This is a genomic window from Pseudomonas sp. P1.8 (genome assembly GCF_001269805.1).
In the GTDB taxonomy this organism is placed as follows: Bacteria; Pseudomonadota; Gammaproteobacteria; order Pseudomonadales; family Pseudomonadaceae; genus Aquipseudomonas.
In genome coordinates this window covers 140,359-161,651 of sequence record NZ_LHVM01000022.1, presented here as the reverse complement: position 1 = coordinate 161,651, position 21,293 = coordinate 140,359, and the positions used below count along the sequence as shown (strand labels likewise).

The 21,293-nt window shown below is 60.9% G+C and carries 19 protein-coding genes; 12 read left to right on the top strand and 7 right to left on the bottom strand.

What is annotated here, in order from left to right; all coding sequences use genetic code 11:
- Position 1: 1 nt before the first annotated feature.
- The 3 genes from AD668_RS23505 (at position 2) to AD668_RS23495 (ending at position 4,035) form a co-directional block, all read left to right on the top strand.
- Complete coding sequence (locus AD668_RS23505) at positions 2 to 1,651, top strand: acyl-CoA dehydrogenase family protein (protein WP_053162672.1); 1,650 nt, start codon at positions 2 to 4, stop codon at positions 1,649 to 1,651.
- 179 nt (positions 1,652 to 1,830) lie between these two features.
- Positions 1,831 to 3,330, top strand: coding sequence for an AMP nucleosidase (amn, locus tag AD668_RS23500; protein WP_172681859.1), 1,500 nt, complete (start codon positions 1,831 to 1,833; stop codon positions 3,328 to 3,330).
- Positions 3,331 to 3,399: 69 nt separating this feature from the next.
- Positions 3,400 to 4,035, top strand: coding sequence for a pseudouridine synthase (locus tag AD668_RS23495; protein ID WP_053162670.1), 636 nt, complete (start codon positions 3,400 to 3,402; stop codon positions 4,033 to 4,035).
- Here AD668_RS23495 and AD668_RS23490 read toward each other — a convergent pair.
- Positions 4,030 to 4,239, bottom strand: a complete 210-nt coding sequence (locus tag AD668_RS23490; protein WP_003228500.1) for a DUF2788 domain-containing protein — start codon at positions 4,237 to 4,239, stop codon at positions 4,030 to 4,032. The genes AD668_RS23495 and AD668_RS23490 overlap by 6 nt on opposite strands.
- 214 nt (positions 4,240 to 4,453) lie before the next feature.
- Complete coding sequence (locus tag AD668_RS23485) at positions 4,454 to 4,933, bottom strand: Lrp/AsnC family transcriptional regulator (protein ID WP_007937367.1); 480 nt, start codon at positions 4,931 to 4,933, stop codon at positions 4,454 to 4,456.
- 437 nt (positions 4,934 to 5,370) lie between these two features.
- Here AD668_RS23485 and AD668_RS23480 point away from each other — a divergent pair, with 437 nt between their 5' ends.
- On the top strand, positions 5,371 to 6,414 hold the full coding sequence (locus tag AD668_RS23480; protein ID WP_053162668.1) for a DUF6515 family protein: 1,044 nt from the start codon (positions 5,371 to 5,373) through the stop codon (positions 6,412 to 6,414).
- Here the strand turns inward: AD668_RS23480 and AD668_RS23475 are convergent.
- Together AD668_RS23475 and AD668_RS23470 are read right to left on the bottom strand one after the other, a co-directional pair.
- The gene (locus AD668_RS23475) at positions 6,411 to 7,307 is read right to left on the bottom strand and encodes a cation diffusion facilitator family transporter (RefSeq protein WP_053162666.1); all 897 of its coding nucleotides are present in this window, start codon (positions 7,305 to 7,307) and stop codon (positions 6,411 to 6,413) included. The genes AD668_RS23480 and AD668_RS23475 overlap by 4 nt on opposite strands.
- A 41-nt stretch (positions 7,308 to 7,348) precedes the next feature.
- On the bottom strand, positions 7,349 to 7,768 hold the full coding sequence (locus tag AD668_RS23470; protein ID WP_053162664.1) for a hypothetical protein: 420 nt from the start codon (positions 7,766 to 7,768) through the stop codon (positions 7,349 to 7,351).
- Between the two features lie 100 nt (positions 7,769 to 7,868).
- On the opposite strand from AD668_RS23470, the gene hrpB reads away from it, so the two are divergent.
- On the top strand, positions 7,869 to 10,385 hold the full coding sequence (gene hrpB / locus AD668_RS23465; RefSeq protein WP_053162662.1) for an ATP-dependent helicase HrpB: 2,517 nt from the start codon (positions 7,869 to 7,871) through the stop codon (positions 10,383 to 10,385).
- Between the two features lie 309 nt (positions 10,386 to 10,694).
- Here hrpB and AD668_RS23455 read toward each other — a convergent pair whose 3' ends face one another.
- Entirely contained in the window at positions 10,695 to 11,624 is a 930-nt protein-coding gene (locus AD668_RS23455) for a LysR family transcriptional regulator (protein WP_053162658.1), read from the bottom strand.
- Positions 11,625 to 11,850: 226 nt separating this feature from the next.
- On the opposite strand from AD668_RS23455, the gene AD668_RS23450 reads away from it, so the two are divergent.
- The 5 genes from AD668_RS23450 to AD668_RS23430 all read left to right on the top strand — a co-directional run bounded on the left by AD668_RS23450 (position 11,851) and on the right by AD668_RS23430 (position 17,744).
- Complete coding sequence (locus AD668_RS23450) at positions 11,851 to 13,341, top strand: aldehyde dehydrogenase (protein ID WP_053162656.1); 1,491 nt, start codon at positions 11,851 to 11,853, stop codon at positions 13,339 to 13,341.
- 21 nt (positions 13,342 to 13,362) lie between these two features.
- On the top strand, positions 13,363 to 14,733 hold the full coding sequence (locus AD668_RS23445) for an aspartate aminotransferase family protein (protein WP_053162654.1): 1,371 nt from the start codon (positions 13,363 to 13,365) through the stop codon (positions 14,731 to 14,733).
- A 391-nt stretch (positions 14,734 to 15,124) separates the two neighbouring features.
- Positions 15,125 to 16,111 carry an ABC transporter substrate-binding protein gene (locus AD668_RS23440; RefSeq protein ID WP_053162651.1) on the top strand — a complete coding sequence of 329 codons (987 nt, stop codon included), beginning with the start codon at positions 15,125 to 15,127 and terminating at the stop codon, positions 16,109 to 16,111.
- A gap of 8 nt (positions 16,112 to 16,119) precedes the next feature.
- Entirely contained in the window at positions 16,120 to 16,923 is an 804-nt protein-coding gene (locus tag AD668_RS23435; protein ID WP_053162649.1) for an ABC transporter permease, read from the top strand.
- On the top strand, positions 16,911 to 17,744 hold the full coding sequence (locus tag AD668_RS23430; protein WP_007975815.1) for an ABC transporter ATP-binding protein: 834 nt from the start codon (positions 16,911 to 16,913) through the stop codon (positions 17,742 to 17,744). Before AD668_RS23435 ends, AD668_RS23430 begins: the two co-directional genes overlap by 13 nt.
- Before the next feature lie 114 nt (positions 17,745 to 17,858).
- Here AD668_RS23430 and AD668_RS23425 read toward each other — a convergent pair whose 3' ends face one another.
- Together AD668_RS23425 and AD668_RS23420 are read right to left on the bottom strand one after the other, a co-directional pair.
- On the bottom strand, positions 17,859 to 18,938 hold the full coding sequence (locus AD668_RS23425) for an endonuclease/exonuclease/phosphatase family protein (protein ID WP_053162647.1): 1,080 nt from the start codon (positions 18,936 to 18,938) through the stop codon (positions 17,859 to 17,861).
- 66 nt (positions 18,939 to 19,004) lie between these two features.
- Complete coding sequence (locus tag AD668_RS23420; RefSeq protein WP_053162646.1) at positions 19,005 to 19,679, bottom strand: YciC family protein; 675 nt, start codon at positions 19,677 to 19,679, stop codon at positions 19,005 to 19,007.
- A gap of 178 nt (positions 19,680 to 19,857) precedes the next feature.
- Between AD668_RS23420 and AD668_RS23415 the strand changes: the two genes are divergently transcribed.
- On the top strand, positions 19,858 to 20,592 hold the full coding sequence (locus tag AD668_RS23415) for a DUF2076 domain-containing protein (protein ID WP_053162644.1): 735 nt from the start codon (positions 19,858 to 19,860) through the stop codon (positions 20,590 to 20,592).
- 199 nt (positions 20,593 to 20,791) lie between these two features.
- Positions 20,792 to 21,271 carry an NYN domain-containing protein gene (locus tag AD668_RS23410; RefSeq protein ID WP_007946629.1) on the top strand — a complete coding sequence of 160 codons (480 nt, stop codon included), beginning with the start codon at positions 20,792 to 20,794 and terminating at the stop codon, positions 21,269 to 21,271.
- Positions 21,272 to 21,293 lie beyond the last annotated feature (22 nt).

Below are 21,293 nucleotides of genomic sequence, written 5' to 3'. Positions count from 1 at the left end.
CATGAACTTGCATCAGTTCGCCGAAACCCACGAAGTCACCAACCAGCCGCCATCACTGGACGGCGCCAATCTGTACCGTATCGACTTGCCGTTGCAGGAATGGTCGCGGCGGTTCGGTGCCGGTTGGGCGCAATCGCGGATCGAGGCCTACGGCGCACTGGCGGGTGGGCCGCTGATGGAAGCAGGGTTCCTGGCCAATCAGAACAAACCGGTTTTCAGCAGCCATGACCGTTATGGTCATCGCATCGACTTGGTGGAGTTTCATCCGGCCTATCACGAACTGATGCGCACGGCCGTCGAGCACGGCTTGACCTCATTGCCCTGGGCGCACCCGCAGGACGGCGCCCATGTCGCTCGCGCATCCATGACGTATCTGCACAGCCAGGCCGAAGCCGGCAGTGGCTGCCCGCTGACCATGACCTTCGCCAGCGTCCCGGCGTTGCGCCTGCAAGCGGACTTGGCGAAACAGTGGTTGCCCAAAGTCCTCGCCACCGAATATGACCCGCGCAATGTTGGCATGGCCCACAAGGCTGGCGTAACCATCGGCATGGCGATGACCGAGAAGCAGGGCGGTACCGATGTTCGCGCCAACACCACCAAGGCCTATCCGGTCGGCGCCAGCGGTCCTGGCCAGGCCTACGAACTGGTTGGCCACAAGTGGTTCTGTTCGGCGCCGATGTGCGATGCGTTCCTGACCCTGGCACAGACGGACAAGGGGCTGACCTGCTTCCTGCTGCCGCGCCATCGTCCCGACGACGCGCGCAATCAGTTCTACATCCAGCGGTTGAAAAACAAACTCGGCAATTGCTCCAACGCCTCCAGCGAAGTGGAGTTCCGTGGCGCGCTGGCGTGGATGGTCGGTGAAGAAGGGCGCGGCGTCCCGACGATCATCGAGATGGTTGCCATGACGCGCTTTGATTGCATGGTCGGTTCCAGTTCGCTGATGCGCCAGGCGCTGACGCAGGCCAGCCATCACTGCGCCCATCGTTCGGTGGGTGGCAAGTTGCTCAGCGAACAACCCTTGATGCAGAACGTGCTGGCGGATCTGGCGCTGGAAAGCGAAGCGGCGCTGGCGTTGAGCCTGCGCATGGGCAAGGCGCTGGATCATCTGGACGACAGCCAGGAAGCCAGGTTTGCGCGACTGGTCACGGCCGTAGGCAAGTACTGGATCTGCAAGCGCGCCCCCGCGATGATCAACGAAGCCGCCGAATGCATGGGCGGCGCGGGTTATGTCGAAGACAGCATCCTGCCGCGTCTGTATCGCGAGGCCCCGGTGAATTCGACGTGGGAAGGTTCCGGCAACGTGCAGTGCCTTGACGTGCTGCGTGCGCTATCCAAAGAGCCCGGCGTTCTCGATGCGCTGTTCAGCGAATTGGGCGATGGTCATGGCGATAAACGGCTGGCGGCGCACATCCATCAATTGCAGGCGGCGTTCAAAGACACCGGTGACATTCAGTACCGGGCGCGACAACTGACCGAAGACATTGCGCTGGGGTTGCAGGCCAAGCTGTTGCTGGAGGCGGGGAATGCGGTGGTGAGTGATGCGTTTATTGCCAGTCGACTTGGTTCGAACGGTCGGGTTTACGGCGCCTTGCCACGTGGCCTGGATGTGGAAGCCATCGTCGCTCGGTCCACCCCGCAAGGATTCTGAACACTGTAAAAACCTGTGGGAGCCAGCCTGCTGGCGATAACGGTGCCACAGCCAGCAGACAGGGTGAATGTAATTGCGCTATCGCCAACAGGCTGGCTCCCACAGGGGTTTTGCATTCACCGCAATTCTTCTGCATTGCCAATACGCCACTGTTCCCGTGAAGCGATGATGCAGGCAAGATGAAGGTCTGCAAGTCAGAACACAGGATGCTGATCGTGACCGAAGCTTTTATTGTCGTTCAAACCGCCGAGCAAGCCGTGGACCGGCTTGCACTCTTGCACAATCGTGCAACCACCGCGCTGAATCAGGCGCTCAAGCGTTACCTCAAGGATCGTGTCGAGCCCGATGCCGAACAGCGCTCGATGTTCCGCTATCCCGAATTGCGTCTGACCTACCATTGCCAGGGCGAAGTCCCGCAAACCACCCGCGCCTACGCCAAAGTCCAGTTACCGGGCACATACAGCGTCACCGTCACCCATCCCGCCGCATTCCGTAAATACCTGTTGGAGCAACTCGTGCCGCTGATGCACGACTTCACGGTGACCGTCGAAGTCGGTGTCAGTCAGCAGAACATTCCATATCCGTACGTGGTCGAGCAGGGCGATGAGCTGGCCGGCTCCGGCGTGACCGCCGCCGTCCTGGCGCGGGTGTTTCCAAGCACCGACCTGTCGGCGGCGACCGACGGTATTGCCGATGGTTTGTACGATTGGGAAAACACCGATCCGCTACCCCTGGCGCTATTTGACGCCGCTCGTGTGGACTTCTCCCTGCGTCGGCTGGTGCATTACACCGGCAGCGACTGGCGTCATGTGCAGCCGTGGATCCTGCTGACCAACTATCACCGTTACGTCGACCAGTTCATCGTCCATGGCCTGGAACAATTGCGCAGCGATCCGCGTTTTGTGCGCATGGTCTTACCGGGCAATGTGATCATCGAAAAGAGCATGGATCACGGCGAAGCATCGGCGATTGCCGCGGGCGTGGTCTGGCATCGCTACCAGATGCCGGCGTATCACCTGATCGCCAGTGATGGCCACGGCGTGACCCTGGTCAACATCGGCGTCGGCCCGTCCAACGCCAAGAACATCACCGATCACCTGGCCGTGCTGCGCCCGCATTGCTGGCTAATGATCGGCCACTGCGGTGGCTTGCGTCAGTCGCAGACCATTGGCGACTACGTGCTGGCGCACGCTTACATGCGCCGTGACGGGATTCTCGACCGGGTCGTGCCGCCGAACATTCCGATTCCGGCCCTGGCCGAAGTGCAGATGGCGCTTCAGCAGGCGGCAGCCAATGTCACCGGGGAGAAGGGCGATGAGCTGAAGAAACGCCTGCGCACTGGCACCGTGCTGACCTACGACGACCGCAACTGGGAGCTGCGCTGGGCCCAGGAACGTCCGCTGATCAACTTGTCCCGCGCCGTGGCGGTGGACATGGAAAGTGGCACCATTGCGGCTCAGGGTTATCGCCTGCGGGTGCCGTACGGCACGTTGCTGTGCGTGTCGGACAAGCCGTTGCACAGCGAGATCAAGCTGCCGGGCTCGGCCAACGCGTTCTATGAGCGTGCGGTCAGCCAGCACCTGAAAATCGGTATCGCCGCCGTGGATCTGCTGCGCACCGAGCTTAACTCGTTGCACTCGCGCAAACTGCGCAGCTTCGACGAGCCGCCGTTCCGCTGATTCGCGATGGTCATTTAGCGGTCGGGGCACTAGCATTGTCAGCCCTGATCGCTAGATGTTCTCGCCGCCATGTCCCGTCCTCAACGTCCCGTTTCCCGCCGCCCCGGTGTGAAGCCTCCTGCTGCAGCCCCGCGCCGTGTTGCCAAGGCACCGCCAGCGGAGCCGAAACTGATCCTGTTCAACAAGCCGTTCGATGTGCTGACCCAATTCAGTGACGGCGAAGGGCGGGCGACGCTCAAGGATTACATCGATGTACCGGGGATTTATCCGGCGGGGCGACTGGACCGAGACAGTGAAGGTTTGTTGCTACTGACCAACGATGGCCAGCTACAGGCGCGCATCGCCGATCCGAAACACAAGCTTGCCAAAACCTATTGGGTTCAGGTTGAAGGGGAGCCGAGCGCCGAACAGTTGCAGCGCTTGCGTGACGGCGTCGAATTGAATGACGGCATGACCCTGCCCGCCGAGGCGCGTCCACTGGACGAACCCGAATTGTGGCCTCGCAACCCGCCGGTACGCTTTCGTAAAAGCGTACCCACCAGCTGGCTGGAGTTGGTGATTCGTGAAGGGCGCAACCGGCAGGTGCGGCGCATGACGGCGGCGGTCGGTTTGCCGACGTTGCGCCTGGTACGGGTCAGAATCGGCGACTGGACGATCGAAGGGCTCGATCAAGGCCAGTGGAAGGAAGTGCCAGCGCGCTTATAGGGCGCCGGATTCGATCAGGCCGATCACCACGCTCTTGATGATGAACGCTGCCACGCCCAGGCCCAGCACGAAAAACAGAATGAACGAGCCAAAGCGCCCGGCCTTGGACTTCTTTGCCAGATCCCAGACGATGAAACCCATGAAAATGATCAGGATGCTGACCAGTCCGGTCATCATCCACTCTTCGAATACTGCAGGATCCATCGAACATCTCCAGCGCGCAGGCGGCTAAAAAGGGCGCGGGGAGTATACGCCTGCGCGGGTTCACGCTGTATCGACCTGCGTCGGTGTGTCGCAGTCATTCGTCGCCTGTGCCGTCCCCATCGCCGGCAAGCCAGCTCCTACAAGGTCTAGCGCCGGTCACAACGTTGCGAACGACACAAAACCTGTAGGAGCTGGCTTGCCAGCGATAGCGTCCTCAACTGCGCAGATGAGTCAACGGCAGTTCGGTGCTGTTCAATACCTGATTGAGCACAAAACTCGAGCGCACACTGGTCACGCCTTCAATCCGGGTCAGGTGTCCCAGCAGTAGCTTCTGATAGTGATCCATGTCCGGCACCACGACCTTGAGCTGATAGTCGGCGTCCATCCCGGTCACCAGGCTGCATTCGAGCACTTGCGGCAAGGTGCGAATGGCCGCTTCAAAGTTCTCGAAGCGCTCCGGTGTGTGGCGGTCCATGCCGATCAGCACGTAGGCGGTCAGGCTCAAACCGAGCATTTTGCGGTCGAGCAGGGCGACCTGGCGGGAAATGTAGCCGTCGTCCTCCAATTGCTTGACCCGTCGCGAGCACGGCGAAGGCGACAGGCCGATGCGCTCGGCCAGCTCCTGGTTGGAGATGCGCGCGTCGCGCTGCAATTCCGCCAAAATGCTCAGGTCATAACGGTCGAGCTTGCTCATCAATCAGTCCTTTGTTGTAACTATTGCGATGGATTATCTATCCAGGGTTAAAAATTGCGCAAGTGATGTTTATTTCAGCAATCTTCGCAATCCTCTGCTGGTGCTCCAAGCCTATTCTTATCACCAGAATCACTGCTCGGACAAACAGTCCACAGCCGCTCGCCCAATCAGGCCAGCGGCGGCCGCCGCCCCCCACCGGGGATGTGCCGGCCCCCGAGCTACACACTGTCCAGAAGACGGCGTGAGGTGAGCCAACGTCAAAAGCGTTGAGCCAGGACGAAGTTCTCAAGGGGAGGCCGACGGGTCTCCCCTTTTTCTTTACCCGTAATTTACCGCCGCCCCTCAATAAATAAGTTTCGTGACTGATAACCTGTTGCAGAACCGGCCTGTGCTTTCCCAGTCTTACGTACAGGCTCTAACCGGCAATGAGGAAAAGCATGAAGTCGCGCATCTGGCGTTTGGCCGGTGTTGGTTTGCTGTGTATCAGTGTCACTGCGCAATCGCTGGCCGATGAGACGCAGAATCGGGGTGGCGATGGCGGACAACATGGCCAGGGCGGCCATCAGGGCAGCAATCAGGGACATGGCGGCAACGATCAACCGCGCCCGCAAAACGGCCAGCAACAGAACAGCGACGTCATTCACGGCGACAACAGTCGCCAGTTCGAGCATAACGGCCAGCACCCGAACGGCCAATCGCAGAACCACCCACCACCAGACTACAACAGCCGGGTTCGCTCCCCGCCACCACCACCACAATTGCCGGCCAATGACCTGCCGATCCAGGGTAAACCCGACACCGTGCGCCAGACCCAGGAACCTCAACGTGGTTACTATCAGGACCCGCCGCGTCGCAATGATTACAACCAGCATTGGGGCGGCTATGTGGGGGCGCCCAGCCATGACAATCAGTGGCAGGGACGTCCGGGCGGACACGGTAACGGCTGGGGCCCCGGACCCAGATATCGTCCCGGCCAGGTAATCGATCGCTTCCCGGAACGCGACTACCGCGTGCCTTACCGGGGCATGGATTACCACTATTCCGGTGGCTACTGGTACCGCCCACTTGGTCCGCGTTATGTGGTGGTAGAGCCGCCGAGGGGGATTCGTGTCAGCTACTTGCCTGAATACGCCCAGCAAGTCTGGATCGGCGGGGCGCTGCTGTTCCTCGCGGCAGGCTCGTATTACGCCTATCAGCAAAGCACTCAGGATTACGTCGTGGTCGAGCCGCCGGTCGGCAGCCCGCAATCACAACCGGTGCCACCGGCCGGCAGCAATGGTTATGACGTGGTGGCGTATCCGGCCAACGGCCAGTCGCCGGAACAGGTCAGCGGGGATGGTTTCGAGTGTTATCAGTACGCGGTGCAGCAGAGCGGTTTTGACCCGCGCACAGCGACCTATCAGCCAGACCCTTCCGTAGTGCAAAGCTACCAACAAGCCCAGGGAAACTGCCTGAGCAGTCGTGGCTATCAAGTGAATTAGCGAGCCCGTGCGGCGTTCACCACTTCCTGCGGGTCGGCGTGCACCAGCACTTCGGCGCGCGGGTAGGCGCTGTGAATGGCTGCCGCGGCCTGGTCGCTGATGCCATGAGCGACTGACAATGTCAGATCCCCCGGCAATTCCAGATGCAATTGCACGAACCATTGATTGCCGGAGATGCGCGTTCGAAGGTCGTGCGCGCCCAGCACCCCGGGCACGCTGCAAGCCAGTTCCAGCATGTGCTGGCTGACATCCGGTGGCAGCTCTTCATCCATCAACACCGCAAAACTTTCCCGGGCGATCTGCACCGCGCTCCACAGAATGTAGGCAGCGATTCCCAGACCGAACCAGGGGTCGACCTGATGCAGGCCAAACCCGGCCAGCACCAGAGCCACCAGAATGCTGCCGTTGAGCAGCATGTCCGAGCGGTAGTGCAGGGAGTCGGCGCGCACCGCATTGGAACCGGTGGCCTTGACCACACGATATTGAAACATCAACAAGGCCAGGGTCAGCGCGAGCGAGAACACAATCACCGCGATGCTGATCCACGGCGCGCCCACGGGCTCGGGATGTTTCAACCGATCGTAGGCCTGCAACGCAATCAGCACCGCACTGCCACCAATGAACAGCGCCTGGGCCATGCCCGCCAGTGACTCGGCCTTGCCATGCCCGTAGCGATGATCGTCGTCGGCCGGGCGCAGGGCGTAATGCACAGCGAGCAGGTTGAGCAGAGACGTAACGCCGTCGAGTGTCGAGTCGGTGAGGCCGGCGAGCATGCTCACCGAACCGCTCAGCCACCAGGCGATGGCTTTGGCGACGATCAGCGTGCACGCCACCGCCACCGAGGCACGGGTCGCCAACCGCAGCAAGCGGGCGTGTTCGGAGCTGGAGGTCATAGGGACAGCTGTTCCTTAAAGTGATCCTTCACCCGCATGGGTTACGCGGACGGTTGCAGGCCGAGCATCGCCAATTGCTGGGCGCTGCCTTTGCTCTGGATCAAGCGCGGATCGTCCAGCGGAAAGCTGCGGCCCAGTTCACGTTCGAGAATAGTCTGCAACTTGCAGTTATCGACTTTGCCGTCGGCGCCAATGGCTTCCTTGAGCTTTTGCGGTGCAACTTGCGCGGTCTCTCCCGGTGCGTAGTAAATCGCGCCGGTGGCGAAGTCCACGGCGAACGCGATCAATCCGGGAATGATGTAGAACAGCAAGCCCACGGCATCGAGCACGGCAATGGCCGGGTCGATCTTGCCGTCGATCTGGCCACGGCGATCGGGATAGAAAATCGACCCACAGGCGGTCACTTGAGTCAGCAAGGTTGCGACCAGAACACCGCCAATCAGGCGAAAGGGAGCACGCATATGAAATCTCCTGAGTAGAACGCCAAGAACGTTACTGGTTTGAGCCCAGACTACGCCAAACAGTTCGCCGTTATACTCGCCGCTCTGTTTTGGAGCCAGCATGATTTCTTTGCCGATTGATGAAGTTTTACCCGCCCTGCGTGAAGCCCTCGCTACACGCCACGAAGCCGTGCTCGAAGCACCGCCCGGCGCCGGTAAAACCACCCGCGTGCCATTGGCCTTGTTGAACGAACCTTGGCTGGCCGGGCAGACCATCCTGATGCTCGAACCGCGCCGCCTGGCTGCCCGCGCCGCGGCCGAACGGCTGGCCAGCGAGTTGGGCGAGAAGGTCGGCGAAACCGTGGGTTATCGCATTCGACTCGACAGCAAGGTCGGCCCCAACACCCGTATCGAAGTGGTCACCGAAGGCATTCTCACCCGACGGTTGCAGGACGACCCGGCGCTGGAAGGCGTGGGCTTGCTGATTTTCGATGAATTCCATGAGCGTAGTCTCGATGCCGATCTGGCGTTGGCCCTGAGCCTCAACGGCCGGGAATTGTTCCGGGATGACCAGCCGCTGAAAATCCTCTTGATGTCTGCCACCCTCGAAGGCGAGCGCCTGGCCGGGTTGCTCGACGACGCGCCGATCCTGCGCAGCGAAGGGCGCATGTACCCGGTGGCGATGCGCTGGGGGCGGCCGTTTCAGGCCGCAGAGTTCCTCGAGCCGCGTCTGGTGCAGACCATCCTCGAAGCCTTGAGCGACGAGACCGGCAGCGTGTTGGTGTTCCTGCCGGGGCAGGCGGAAATCCGTCGTGTGCATCAACAACTGGCCGATGCCTTGGGCGTAAATACTCAGGTTTTACTCTGCCCGTTGCACGGTGAACTGGACCTGGCCGCGCAGCGTGCGGCCATCGATCCGGCACCGGCGGGCAAACGCAAAGTGGTACTGGCCACCAACATCGCCGAAACCAGTTTGACCATCAACGGCGTGCGCGTGGTTATCGATGCCGGGCTGGCGCGGGTGCCGCGTTTCGATCCCGGCAGCGGCATGACCCGCCTCGACACCCAACGCATTTCCAAGGCCAGTGCTACCCAGCGCGCGGGTCGTGCCGGGCGACTGGAGCCGGGCGTGTGTTATCGCTTGTGGTCGCAGGATCAGCACGAGCAACTGGCCGCTTACGGCAGCGCAGAGATTCTTTCGGCGGACCTCGCAGGGCTGGCCTTGCAACTGCGCCGTTGGGGCGTGACACCGGGGCAATTGGTGTGGCTCGACGTGCCACCCGCGGCCGCTTATGCACAGGCTCAGGATTTGCTGCAGCGCCTCGGTGCGCTGGAGGGGGAAACGCTGACCCGTCACGGTCAGTCCATGGCCGAACTGCCGGCGCATCCGCGCATCGCCCATTTGCTGTTGCGTGGTCAGGCGTTGGGGTTGGCGGACATGGCTTGCGATGTCGCCGCATTGCTTGGCGAGCGCGATATCCTGCGCGGCGCCGGGGCGGATCTGCACAGTCGATTGACCCTGTTATCCGGCGAGGAACGTGCCGCGCGCGGCGCACAGGGCGGGGTACAGCGAGCTCGGCAATTGGCACGGCAGTATCGCGGCTATCTGCGCGGCAAAGCATCCGAACCGATCAGCGATCCGGATCATCCACGCTGGCTCGGCGCGTTGCTGGCGCTGGCCTATCCGGACCGCGTGGCCCAACAGCGCCGCGCCGGTGGCGCGGAGTATCGCCTGGCCAACGGTCGCGCCGCGTTGTTCGCCGAAGCCGACAGTTTGATGAAGCAGCCGTGGCTGGTGATTGCCGATCTGGGCAGTCGTCAGGGGCAGCGTGAAGAACGGATTTATCTGGCGACGGATTTCGATCCGGCGCTGTTTGATTCAGTGCTGGCCGAACAGGTGCGCTGCGTCGATCAACTGGATTGGGACGAACGCGAAGGTGTGCTGCGCGCCGAGCGCCAGCGTAGGGTCGGGGAGTTGATCCTCAGCCGCGAACCGCTGACCGGCCTCGACGAAAGTGCCCGCAGCCAGGCGTTGGTCAACCTGGTGCGACGCAAAGGGCTGGAGTTGTTGCCGTGGACTCCTGAGCTGCGCCAGTGGCAGGCGCGGGTCGCACTGTTGCGGCAACTGGATCTGACCGGCAAGGGCGAAAGCGAATGGCCGGATGTCAGCGACGCTGCGCTGCTCAAAAGCCTCGAACACTGGTTGATGCCGTATCTGGGCAAAGTTTCGCGACTCAGTCATTTTGCCAATCTCGACCTGTCGAGCATCATTCGCAACTTGTTGCCATGGCCGCTGCCACAACGGCTGGACGAGTTGGCGCCGCACCATTTAAGCGTACCGTCGGGCTCCTCGATTCGTCTGGATTACAGCGAGCAACCGCCGATTCTCGCTGTGCGTTTGCAGGAGTTGTTCGGCCTGGCCGAAACCCCGCGCATCGCCGGTGGTCGGCAAGTGGTGAAACTGCATCTGCTGTCGCCGGCGCGGCGGCCTGTGCAGGTGACGCAGGATCTCGCGAACTTCTGGCGCAGCACCTATGCCGAGGTGAAGAAGGATTTGAAAGGGCGTTATCCGAAACATTATTGGCCGGATGATCCGTTGGTGGCCGAGGCGACTGCGCGGATCAAACCGCGTAAATAATCGCAACGCGATTACGTAGGAGCCGGCTTGCTGGCGATAAGGTCCCTGAAATTTGCATCGGCTGTAATGACGCCATCGCTGGCAAGCCAGCTCCTACAGGGGGTTGTGCGCAGGTTTGATTTTGTAGGAGCCGGCTTGCTGGCGATAAGGTCCCTGAAATTTGCATCGGCTGCGATGACGCCTTCGCTGGCAAGCCAGCTCCTACAGAGGGTTGTGCGCAGGTTTGATTTTGTAGGAGCCGGCTTGCTGGCGATGAGACCCTTGAGATTTGCATCGGCTGCGATGACGCCATCGCTGGCAAGCCAGCTCCTACAGGGGAGGGTGTGAACGTTCGGATTTGGCGGTGAGTTGTTCGCGGCAGTAATCAGCAAACAACTGCGCCGGCTTGGTCAGTTGCCCGCGCTTGAGCCATGCCGCCACCAGCCCTGAACCGGTGACCTCTTCTGCAATGTTCACGCACGCCACTTTCTTCCCGTCGTAGGTGCACTCCGAGTGTGGCTTGGTGACCAGGATCGAGAAGCCGAATCCCTGGCCGACCATGCCGCGCACCATCTCGATGGAAGGCGAGCTGAAGGCGATGCGTGGGGTCAGGCCCAGCTCATCGAACAGGCTGACGAAGTAGGTCCGACTCGGTTGCACGTCCAGAAGAATCATCGACTCCAGGCACAGGTCCCGCAGTGACACCTGAGCCTGTTGGGCAAAGCGGTGATCCGCCGGCAGCAGCGCGTAAGGCCTCTGTGCCGGCATCAAGGGCTCGGTCTGGATGGTGCCGTCGAGGTCGTGTTCATACAGAATCGCCAGGTCGAAGGCGCCGGAGGTCAGGCCCTGCACCAGCTCTTGTTGTTCGCCGTCGCGAATGCGGATCTCCACCCCCGGATACAACGCCGAAAACCCGGCGATCAATTGCGGCAGGTACAGCGGAGCGACGGTTTCGAAACAGCCGATATCGATCTGTCCGGACACTACGTCGTTGTCGGCCAACGCGTTCTGTTCGAACTCCTTGGCCATGCGCAGCAGTTCCTGGGCCTTGCGGTAGAAGCGTGCACCACTGGGGGTCAATGACACGCCCTGGGCGTGGTGGCGGATCAGCAGCTGCACGCCGAAACTGTCTTCCAGCCCTTTGATGGCCGTGGAGATCGAAGGCTGGGCGATGTACAGCTTGCGTGAAGCCTCGGCGACGCTGCCGCACTCGACGGTGGTGATGAAGTATTTCAGTTGACGCAGATTGTAGGCAGCCACAGCAAACCTCGGGGGAGAACGGATCAGGCATCCTGGCAATTTGCGCGCCACCCCTATCCACTCGGGTAGCGATTTGTTGTGTTTGAACAATAACCACATGCTGCGCCAGAAGGGAGATTGGCTACGTAGTTTTTTCTTGGCCTGCGAACACATTTTTACTGGTTTTGCACCGCTCGGGCCTGAGCGACTATCCAATACACAAGAATGTCCTCTGGAGCATCTGAACGTGTTCGATCTTGAGTATTGGCAACGCAAGGCCGCCACAGTGCGGTTTCCCGACCTGGCGGTGATCGACGGTCAACGCCGCCCTGCGCAATCGGGGCAGACATTCGCTTCGATCAATCCTGCCACCGGGCAATGCCTGGCCAACGTTGCCGCCTGCGGCGAAGAAGACGTAAACGTGGCAGTACGCAATGCGCGGCAGGTGTTTGAGGTCGGTACCTGGTCGGCACGCTCGCCGAGCGAACGCAAGCAAGTGCTGTTGCGCCTGGCCGACTTGATCCTGGAAAACCGTGAAGAACTGGCGCTGCTCGATTCGCTGAACATGGGCAAACCGGTCACGGACGCCTACAACATCGACGTGCCGGGTGCCGCCGGGGTGTTCCGCTGGTACGCCGAAAGCCTCGACAAACTCTACGACCAGATCGCGCCGAGTGCGCAGAACGTGCTGGCAACCATCACCCGCGAAGCACTCGGTGTGGTCGCAGCGGTAGTGCCGTGGAATTTCCCGCTGGACATGGCCGCATGGAAACTCGCCCCGGCCCTGGCCGCTGGCAACTCCGTCATTCTCAAACCTGCCGAGCAGTCGCCGTTTTCCGCTCTGCGCCTGGCTGAGCTGGCGCTAGAGGCGGGGATTCCAGCAGGAGTGCTCAACGTGCTGCCGGGTCTCGGCGAACAAACCGGTAAGGCCCTCGGTCTGCACCCGGACGTCGACTGCCTGGTGTTCACCGGCTCCACTGAAGTCGGCAAATATTTCATGCAGTACTCGGCGCAATCGAACCTGAAGCAGGTGTGGCTGGAGTGCGGCGGCAAGAGTGCGAACCTGGTTTTCGCCGATTGTCAGGACCTCGATCTGGCAGCGGAAAAAGCCGCGTTCGGCATCTTCTTCAATCAGGGCGAAGTCTGCTCGGCCAACTCGCGGTTGCTGGTGCAGCGTTCGATTCATGACGAGTTCGTCGAGCGCCTCAAGGCCCAGGCCGAACGTTGGCTACCGGGCGATCCGCTGGACCCGTCGAGCGCCGCGGGGGCCATCGTCGACAACCGTCAGACCGCGCGCATCATGAAGTTCATCCAACAGGCCGAACAGCAAGGCGCGACCAGAGTCTGTGGCGGTCGGCAGTCGATTTTCAACGGCTCTGACAACTTCATTCAGCCGACGATTTTCACCGGTGTGACCCCGGACATGCCGCTGTTTCGCGATGAAGTGTTTGGTCCGGTATTGGCCGTCACGGCGTTCGACGACGAAGCCCACGCGTTGCAACTTGCCAACGACAGCGTCTACGGTCTGGCGGCTTCGCTGTGGACCGACGACCTCAACCGCGCTCATCGTGTGGCGCGACAATTGCGAGCGGGCACGGTGTCGGTCAACAGCGTCGATGCGCTGGACGTGACCGTACCTTTTGGCGGTGGCAAACAGTCCGGTTTCGGCCGCGACCTGTCCCTGCATTCATTCGATAAATACACCCAGTTGAAGACCACCTGGTTTCAATTGCGCTGATAACAAAACGGAGAACCGGTGATGACCACACCACGTGATACCCGCGACTACCAGGCCGCCGACGCTGCGCACCACATCCATGCGTTCGTCGATCAGAAAGCCCTCAACGACGAGGGGCCAAGGGTGATGGTCCGTGGCGAGCGCCTGCACCTGTGGGACAACGATGGCCGGCGTTACCTCGACGGTATGTCCGGGTTGTGGTGCACCAACCTCGGCTATGGGCGCAAGGACCTGGCCGCCGCTGCGAGCCAGCAGTTGGAACAGCTGCCGTACTACAACATGTTTTTCCACACCACCCACCCGCAGGTGATCGAACTGTCCGAGCTGCTGTTCAGCCTGCTGCCGGCTCACTACAGCCACGCGATCTACACCAACTCTGGCTCCGAAGCCAACGAGGTGTTGATCCGTACGGTGCGTCGCTACTGGCAGGTGCTCGGCAAGCCCGAGAAGAAAATCATGATCGGCCGCTGGAACGGTTACCACGGTTCGACCCTGGCCGCGACGGCGCTCGGCGGCATGAAATTCATGCACGAAATGGGCGGCATGATTCCGGACATCGAGCACATCGACGAGCCTTACTTCTTCGCTCACGAGGGCAATCTGACCCCGGCCGAATTCGGTCTGCGTGCGGCGCAGCAACTGGAAGCCAAGATTCTTGAACTGGGGGCGGACAAGGTTGCCGGCTTCATCGCTGAACCGTTTCAGGGCGCGGGTGGGATGATCTTCCCGCCGGAAAGCTACTGGCCGGAAATCCAGCGCATCTGCCGCAAGTACGATGTGTTGTTGTGCGCCGATGAAGTGATCGGCGGCTTCGGTCGTACAGGCGAATGGTTCGCCCACGAGTACTTCGGTTTCGAGCCGGACACCCTGTCCATCGCCAAGGGCCTGACCTCGGGTTACATCCCCATGGGCGGCTTGATTCTGTCGAAGAAAATGGCCTCGGTGCTGGTGGAGCAGGGCGGTGTATTTGCCCACGGCCTGACCTACTCCGGGCACCCGGTGGCGGCGGCGGTGGCGATCGCCAACCTCAAGGCCCTGCGCGATGAAGGTGTGGTGACGCGGGTCAAGGACGACATCGGCCCGTACCTGCAACAGTGCCTGCGCGAAGTGTTCGGCAAGCATCCGTTGGTGGGTGACATTCAGGGCACCGGGATGGTTGCGGCGCTGCAACTGGCTGAAGACAAAACCAGCCGCAAGCGCTTTGCCAACGAGAATGACATCGCCTGGCGCTGCCGCACGATTGGTTTCGAGGAAGGTGTAATTATTCGCTCGACGTTGGGGCGGATGATCATGGCGCCAGCGTTGATTGCCAGTCGTGAAGAGATTGACGAGCTGATCGGCAAGACCCTGAAAGCGATGGATCGTACGGCGCAGGAATACGGCCGGCTCTGATATCGCCTGAAGGTTCTTCGGACCTTGATCGCCGGCAAGCCAGCTCCTAAAGGGTTTGCGTCGACCCTGTTTTTTGGGTGCGACAAAGAACCGTAGGAGCTGGCTTGCCGGCGATCGCTATTGCACATTCAACACATTCTCCAGGTTCTGCACCCACCTCGGGCATCACCGCCTACAGCGCTCTTTCCCGGTGCGCGCTAAGCAGTATTTTCATCGTCCACATCCACATATTTCCTCATTTTCCTAATCCCGCCCTTGGGCCACCATCGATCTCGCCAGCCCACCGAACGCTGCCCACCGAAGGGTCCCCGAGAGACCACAGGTTGCAGCCGATTCAGGGCTCGCCGTACTGCCCATGACAAAACTAAATCAACAGCTTTGGGAGTGCTCCATGATCAAGTCCTTGCTTACCCGCGTTGCCCATCCACTGGCGGTCACCGCCATCGCCGCGACGGTCGCCACCAGCGCCCAGGCCGGCACCCTGTCCATCGGTCATACCACCTGGGTTGGCTACGGCACCCTTTACCTCGCACAGGACCTTGGCTACTTCAAGGAAAACGGGTTGACCGTCGAGTTGCCGGTGGTCGAGGAAGCGGCGATGTACATGGCCGCGCAAGCGTCCGGCGAGTTGTCCGGCTCGGCGTCGACCATCGACGAGGTGCTCAAGTACCGTCCGCAATTCTGCTTCAAGGCTGTGGCCGCGCTGGATGACAGCCATGGTGGCGACGGCGTGCTGGTCGGCAAGGACGTCAAGAGCCTGCAGGAACTCAAGGGCAAGGCCGTGGCGGTGAACGAAGGTTCGACCTCGCAGTTCTGGCTCTCGTATCTGCTGAAAAAACACGGCATGAGCATGAGCGACATCACTGTGCAGAACATGACGGCCGACGACGCCGCCACTGCATTTATCGCCGGTCGCGTACCGGCCGCCGTGACCTGGGAACCGCACCTGTCGATGGTCCGCGACAAGCAGCAGGGTAAGGTGCTGATCGACAGCAGCAGCACGCCGGGAGTGATCGTCGACGTGGTCGCACTGAACTGCAGCGTGATCGAAAAACAGCCGGAAGACGTCAAGGCGCTGGTGGCCGGTTTGTATAAAGCCGTGCAATACACCAAGGACCATCCGCAGGAAGCCTACAAAATCATGGCCAAGGGGGTCGGCGGTTACCTGTCCGATCCGAAAGAGCTGGAAGCCGCCGCCCAAGGGGTACGTTTCTACGATCAGGCGATGAGCGAAAAACTGTTGGGCTCGCCGGGCCAACCGGGTGACAGCGCACCGCTGATCAAGCTGGCCAACGAGACCGCCAGCGAGCTGCAAGGCAAGCCCTACAACGTCAGCAATGACGACCTGATCGACAACCGCTTCGTCACCCCGCTCTAGGAGGCTGCATGTTCAAGCGCAATTCATGGCTGAGCCGCTGCATAACGCCCAAGACCGGTTTGCCGGTCTCGGTGATCTGGAGCGCGAGCGGCCTGGCCTGGGTGCTGTTGGTCGGGCTGTGGGCCGGGTTGTCCTACGGCGGCGTGGTGCCGGGCATGTTCCTGCCGACGCCGGGCGCGGTGGTCGAGGCCGCCGTGCGGTTGGGTCGCGACGGCACCCTTGGCCAGCATGTATGGGCCAGCGTTGAAGTGGTGATGGTCGGCTTCATTGTGTCGTCCCTGGTGGCGGTGCCGCTGGGGCTGTTGATGGGCAGTTTTCGCATCGTCCAGGCCTTCCTTGAACCACTGGTGAATTTCATTCGCTACCTGCCGGTAACCTCGTTCGTGCCGCTGTTCATCCTGTGGATCGGCATCGGTCTGGAGCAGCGGGTGTCGGTGATCATCTTCGGCGTGTTCTTCCAGCAACTGGTGATGATCGCGGACGTGTCCAAAGGCATCTCCAAGGACCTGATCAACGCCTCCTACACCTTGGGCTCCAATCGCCGCGATGCCGTGCTGCATGTGATCGCGCCGGCTTCCCTCCCCGGTGTGCTCGACACCCTGCGCGTGACCATGGGCTGGGCCTGGACTTACCTGGTGGTGGCTGAACTGGTCGCCGCTTCCAGTGGCCTGGGTTACCTGAGCCTCAAGGCGATGCGCGGCTTTCAGGTGGACGTGATTTTCCTCGCTATCGCGATCATCGGCCTGCTGGGCCTGTTCACCGATCAACTGTTTCGTTTCCTTCGCCTGAGGATCACCGCATGGGCTCAGTAACCGCCGCCACTCATCGTTTTGTCGCCCCTCAGGCTGCCCCGGTGAACGCGCCCCGGCTGCAAGTAGACAAGGTCAGCCTTCGTTACAAGAAACCCGATGGCGGTACTTTTACTGCGCTGGAGGAAGTGTCGTTCGAAGTGCCGGACCAGCAATTCGCCGTGCTCGTCGGGCCGTCGGGTTGCGGCAAGTCGAGCCTGCTGTACCTCACCGCCGGCCTCGCGGAACCGACCTCAGGCGAGATTTACGTCGGCGGCCAGCAAGTCGAAGGCCCGGGCGCGGATCGCGGCATGGTGTTCCAGAGCTACACGCTGTTCCCGTGGCTGACCGTGCGGCAGAACGTCGAATTCGGTCTCAAGCGTCGCGGCATGCCGGCGGCGCAGCGCAAGGACATCGTCGACTATTACGTCAATGAAGTGGGCCTGAGCGGATTTGCCGACAACTACGCCAAGCAGCTGTCCGGCGGGATGATGCAGCGCGTGGCGATTGCCCGGGCATTGGCTAACGATCCGCAGATCCTGCTGATGGACGAGCCCTTCGGCGCCCTCGACAGCCAGACCCGCCTGCAAATGCAGCAGTTGTTGCTGCGGGTGTGGGGCAACAGCAAGAAGACCGTTCTGTTCGTGACCCACGACATCGACGAAGCCATTCTGCTCGGCGACCGGGTGTACGTGATGGGTGCCAGACCTGGACGGATCAAACAGATCCTGGATGTGCCGATAGAGCGTCCACGCAACCTCGATATGGTCATGGAGCGCTCATTCATCGAGATGAAGCGTGAGATCTTCGGGCTGCTGCATGATGATCTGGAAGAGGTGCATTAAGCCGCCAACGCACACCCCCTGTAGGAGCTGGCTTGCCAGCGATGGCGATTGAACATTCAACGATGATGTCGACATTACGTCATCGCTGGCAAGCCAGCTCCTACAGGTTATGCGTTAAGGCGCAGCCGGGAGTAGGAACCGGGCAATCACCGGCAGGTGATCGGAAATACGCAGCGTATCGTCTTGCCTGACCTGCGCCTCGACCCGTTTGATCCGCGGACTGTAGAACAGATAGTCGACAGTCCGGTCCGGGCCGCTCAGCCCCGTATCATTCGGGTAGTGGGTCAGCCAGCGCTCGCGGTCGACACCTCCGGCCTCGTTGTTGGTCGGGATCATCGGGTACTTGTCCCACAGCACATGCAGCGCGCTGTCGGCGGAGTAGGGCGTGCGTTGATCTTCCGGCAGGCGTCGATACTGGCCCAGCGGCAACAGGTTGAAGTCACCGCCGATCAGCCACGGCGTGCCACGACCTTCGAACTTGTCGAGCATCTTGGCCACGGCGCTTACCTGGGCCTGCAATGTATCGTCGCTCTGGGTGGCGCGGTCCAGATGAGTGTTGAGGACCGCCATCTGCCCGCCATCACTCGACGGCAAGTAGGACACCAGCACGGCGTTTTTGGGATTGAACTGGCGGCTGATCGGGTTGGCCGAGGCGACCGGCAGTTGCAATCGTTCGGCATGTTCGATCTGGAAGCGGCTCAGGGTTGCCAACTGCCGGCCAACGCTGCCGAAGATGTGTGGATCGGGGATGAAATCCGCCTTCCAGTCGAAGGCGTTGGCGCTGCACGGATACAAGTCGGCGACCCGTTCCTGCAGCAGTTTGAGCTGGTGCTGGTAATCGCTGGCCTTGGCACCGTTGTCGAGCTCTTGCAACAGCACCACGTCCGGTTGCTCGTCTCGAATCACCCGCGCCACTTCGTCGAGGCTGAAGGCCATGTCTTCGGGCGTGGGGCTGTCGTCGGTGCCGGCCGCCAGGTCGTTCCAGAACACATAACGCTTGCCGGCCAGGTACTGAACGTTCCAGGTCATCACCTTCAGCGCCTGGCCGGGGACCAGTGTCGGTGCCTTGGAGCTGCAATTGACCGGCAGCACTTCCTTGGCCTCGGGGCGCCAGGTCAGGCTGTAGATCGACAGTGCGAGCAGACCGGTCACAATCATCAGGCCCAGCAGGGTGTAGCGCAGTAGACGGGTCATGGCTCGACTTATTAGCGTTACAAAATTGTTCCCGAGCATACCTGAGCGCGATGGCCGCGCCCACGGTCAGAGCGCTGCGTCATTGTTCTCGGGCAACGGGTTGATCAGCATGAACAGCCGGAAGAGCACAACGCTGGTAAACAGCTGAAGGAAGCTGTGGGCGCTGTCGATCAGCACGGATACCACCGGGTTCTGCGGTTCCGGGTAAGCCGCCAGCGTCAGGCCTTTGAGCAGCCACAACGGTCCCATCACACACAGAATGCACAGCAGGATGCGCAGGAAGTGACCTTTGGTCGTGCGCAGGCTTTCCTTCATCGCGGCCAGTGGCGCCAGGCCACGCAGGACCAGCAGGTATTCACCGAACGCCAAGGTCACCATCAAGTAGATACCCGGCAGGAAGTACAGCGAAAGACCCAGCAGAATCAGTACGGTGTTGAGCGCTGTCAACAGGGCGAAGCGTGGCCACAGGTAAGCGGCCCTCGACAACAGCTCGCGATTGCTCGGCGATTCGCCACGGCTGCGAGCGTCGAGAAACAGAATCAGTGCGGCGGTGTACAGCGGGTACACCAGCAGGCCGACGATCACGCTGATGCCGGGAAAGCTGTCCGGCTCGGTGGAGTGGTCGACCACTTGTTGCAGCAGCGCTTCAAGGATCACCAGCGGCAGGCATAGCTGCACGATCTGACCCAGATTGCGCTTGAAGAAATACAGGGAGTCACGCAGTACATCTAAGGGGTTCATCAGTCGTTATCGCAGGTTGTAATCAGGTGCACACTGTAACCGATGATATGCAGGCGTTAGCAAACGTAAACGTTCGGTAAAGGACATTGAAACATCTTGTTTCAGCCTCCATTAAGGTCGAGCACCTTATCCTTAATGGATAAAGGCAACGATTTTCCCGGCAATCTATGAGGTCGCCATGAACAGCGAAGAACAAACCCTGATCGATGGACTGTTTTCCCGGCTGCAACAAGCCGAATCGGACGCAGCCCCGCGCGACGGCCAGGCCGAGGCGCGGATCAAGGAACACCTGACGCGCCAGCCGGCGGCAGGTTATTTCATGACTCAGGCGATTCTGGTTCAAGAGGCGGCGATCAAGAGTCTCGATGAACAGAACAGGCGACAGACCCAACAGATCCAGCAATTGCAGGCTGAGCTGCAACAAGCCAAGGCGCAGTCGGCCCCGGCCCCTGCAGCGAGCAGCGGCGGCTTTTTGTCGAGCATCTTCGGCGGCGCTACCCGCGATCCACAGCCCGTGCCAACCCAGAGTGCGCCGCCTTCGAACGCTGGCTGGCGTGAACCGGGACGCTCGTCGTTCGGTTCACAGCAGAACTTCGGAGCACCGCAGCACAATTACGCCCCTCAGGCGCCAGCAGCGGCAGGGAGCAGTTTTCTCGGTGGTGCATTGAAAACCGCCGCTGGCGTGGCGGGTGGCGTGATGCTGGCACAAGGCATCAGCAGCCTGTTCCAGCACAATCAGCAACCGCAGGAAGTCGTCGAAGTCATCAAGGAAGAGCCGGCCCAGGTCAACGACCAGAGCAACAACACCTGGGGCGATGATCAGCGTATGGCGGGCAACGATCAGGGTAGCTTCGACGACGCCGATTACGGTGATGAATCGTTCTTCAGCGGCGACGACGATTCTTTCGTCTGACACACCTGTGGCGAGGGAGCTTGCTCCCGCTGGACTGCGTAGCAGGCCCTTTGGGTTCTAAAGCAAGCGCGTTGCTTCGCACCCCAACGGGAGCAAGCTCCCTCGCCACATAGCCGATTATTCGCGGAACATTCCTCAGGGCTGGCATACTGGGCGCCTTTCGGGCCTGGAGCCTGATTTCCGCCTTTGAGGAATGCCGGTGAAAAAAATCGCAGTGTTCGCCGATGTCCAAAACCTCTACTACACCGTGCGTCAGGCCTATGGTTGCCATTTCAACTACGCCGCGCTGTGGGCTGACATCAGCAAACAGGGCGAAATCGTTGAAGCCTATGCCTACGCCATCGACCGTGGCGACAGCAAACAGCAGCAGTTCCAGCAGATCCTGCGCAACCTCGGTTTCACCGTGAAGCTCAAACCCTACATCCAGCGCAGCGACGGCTCGGCCAAGGGCGACTGGGACGTGGGCATTACCCTCGATATCATGGACGCCGCGGACCATGTCGACGAAGTCGTGTTGGCGTCCGGCGACGGTGATTTCGACATGTTGCTCGAACGCATCATCAGTAAACATGGCGTGCAAGCGGTGGCCTACGGCGTCCCAGGCCTGACCGCCAATTCGCTGATCCGCGCCGCCAGCCGCTACGTGCCGATCGAAGGCGCGTTGCTGCTCAAGAATTGATTTTTACGGAGTTGAAACAGGT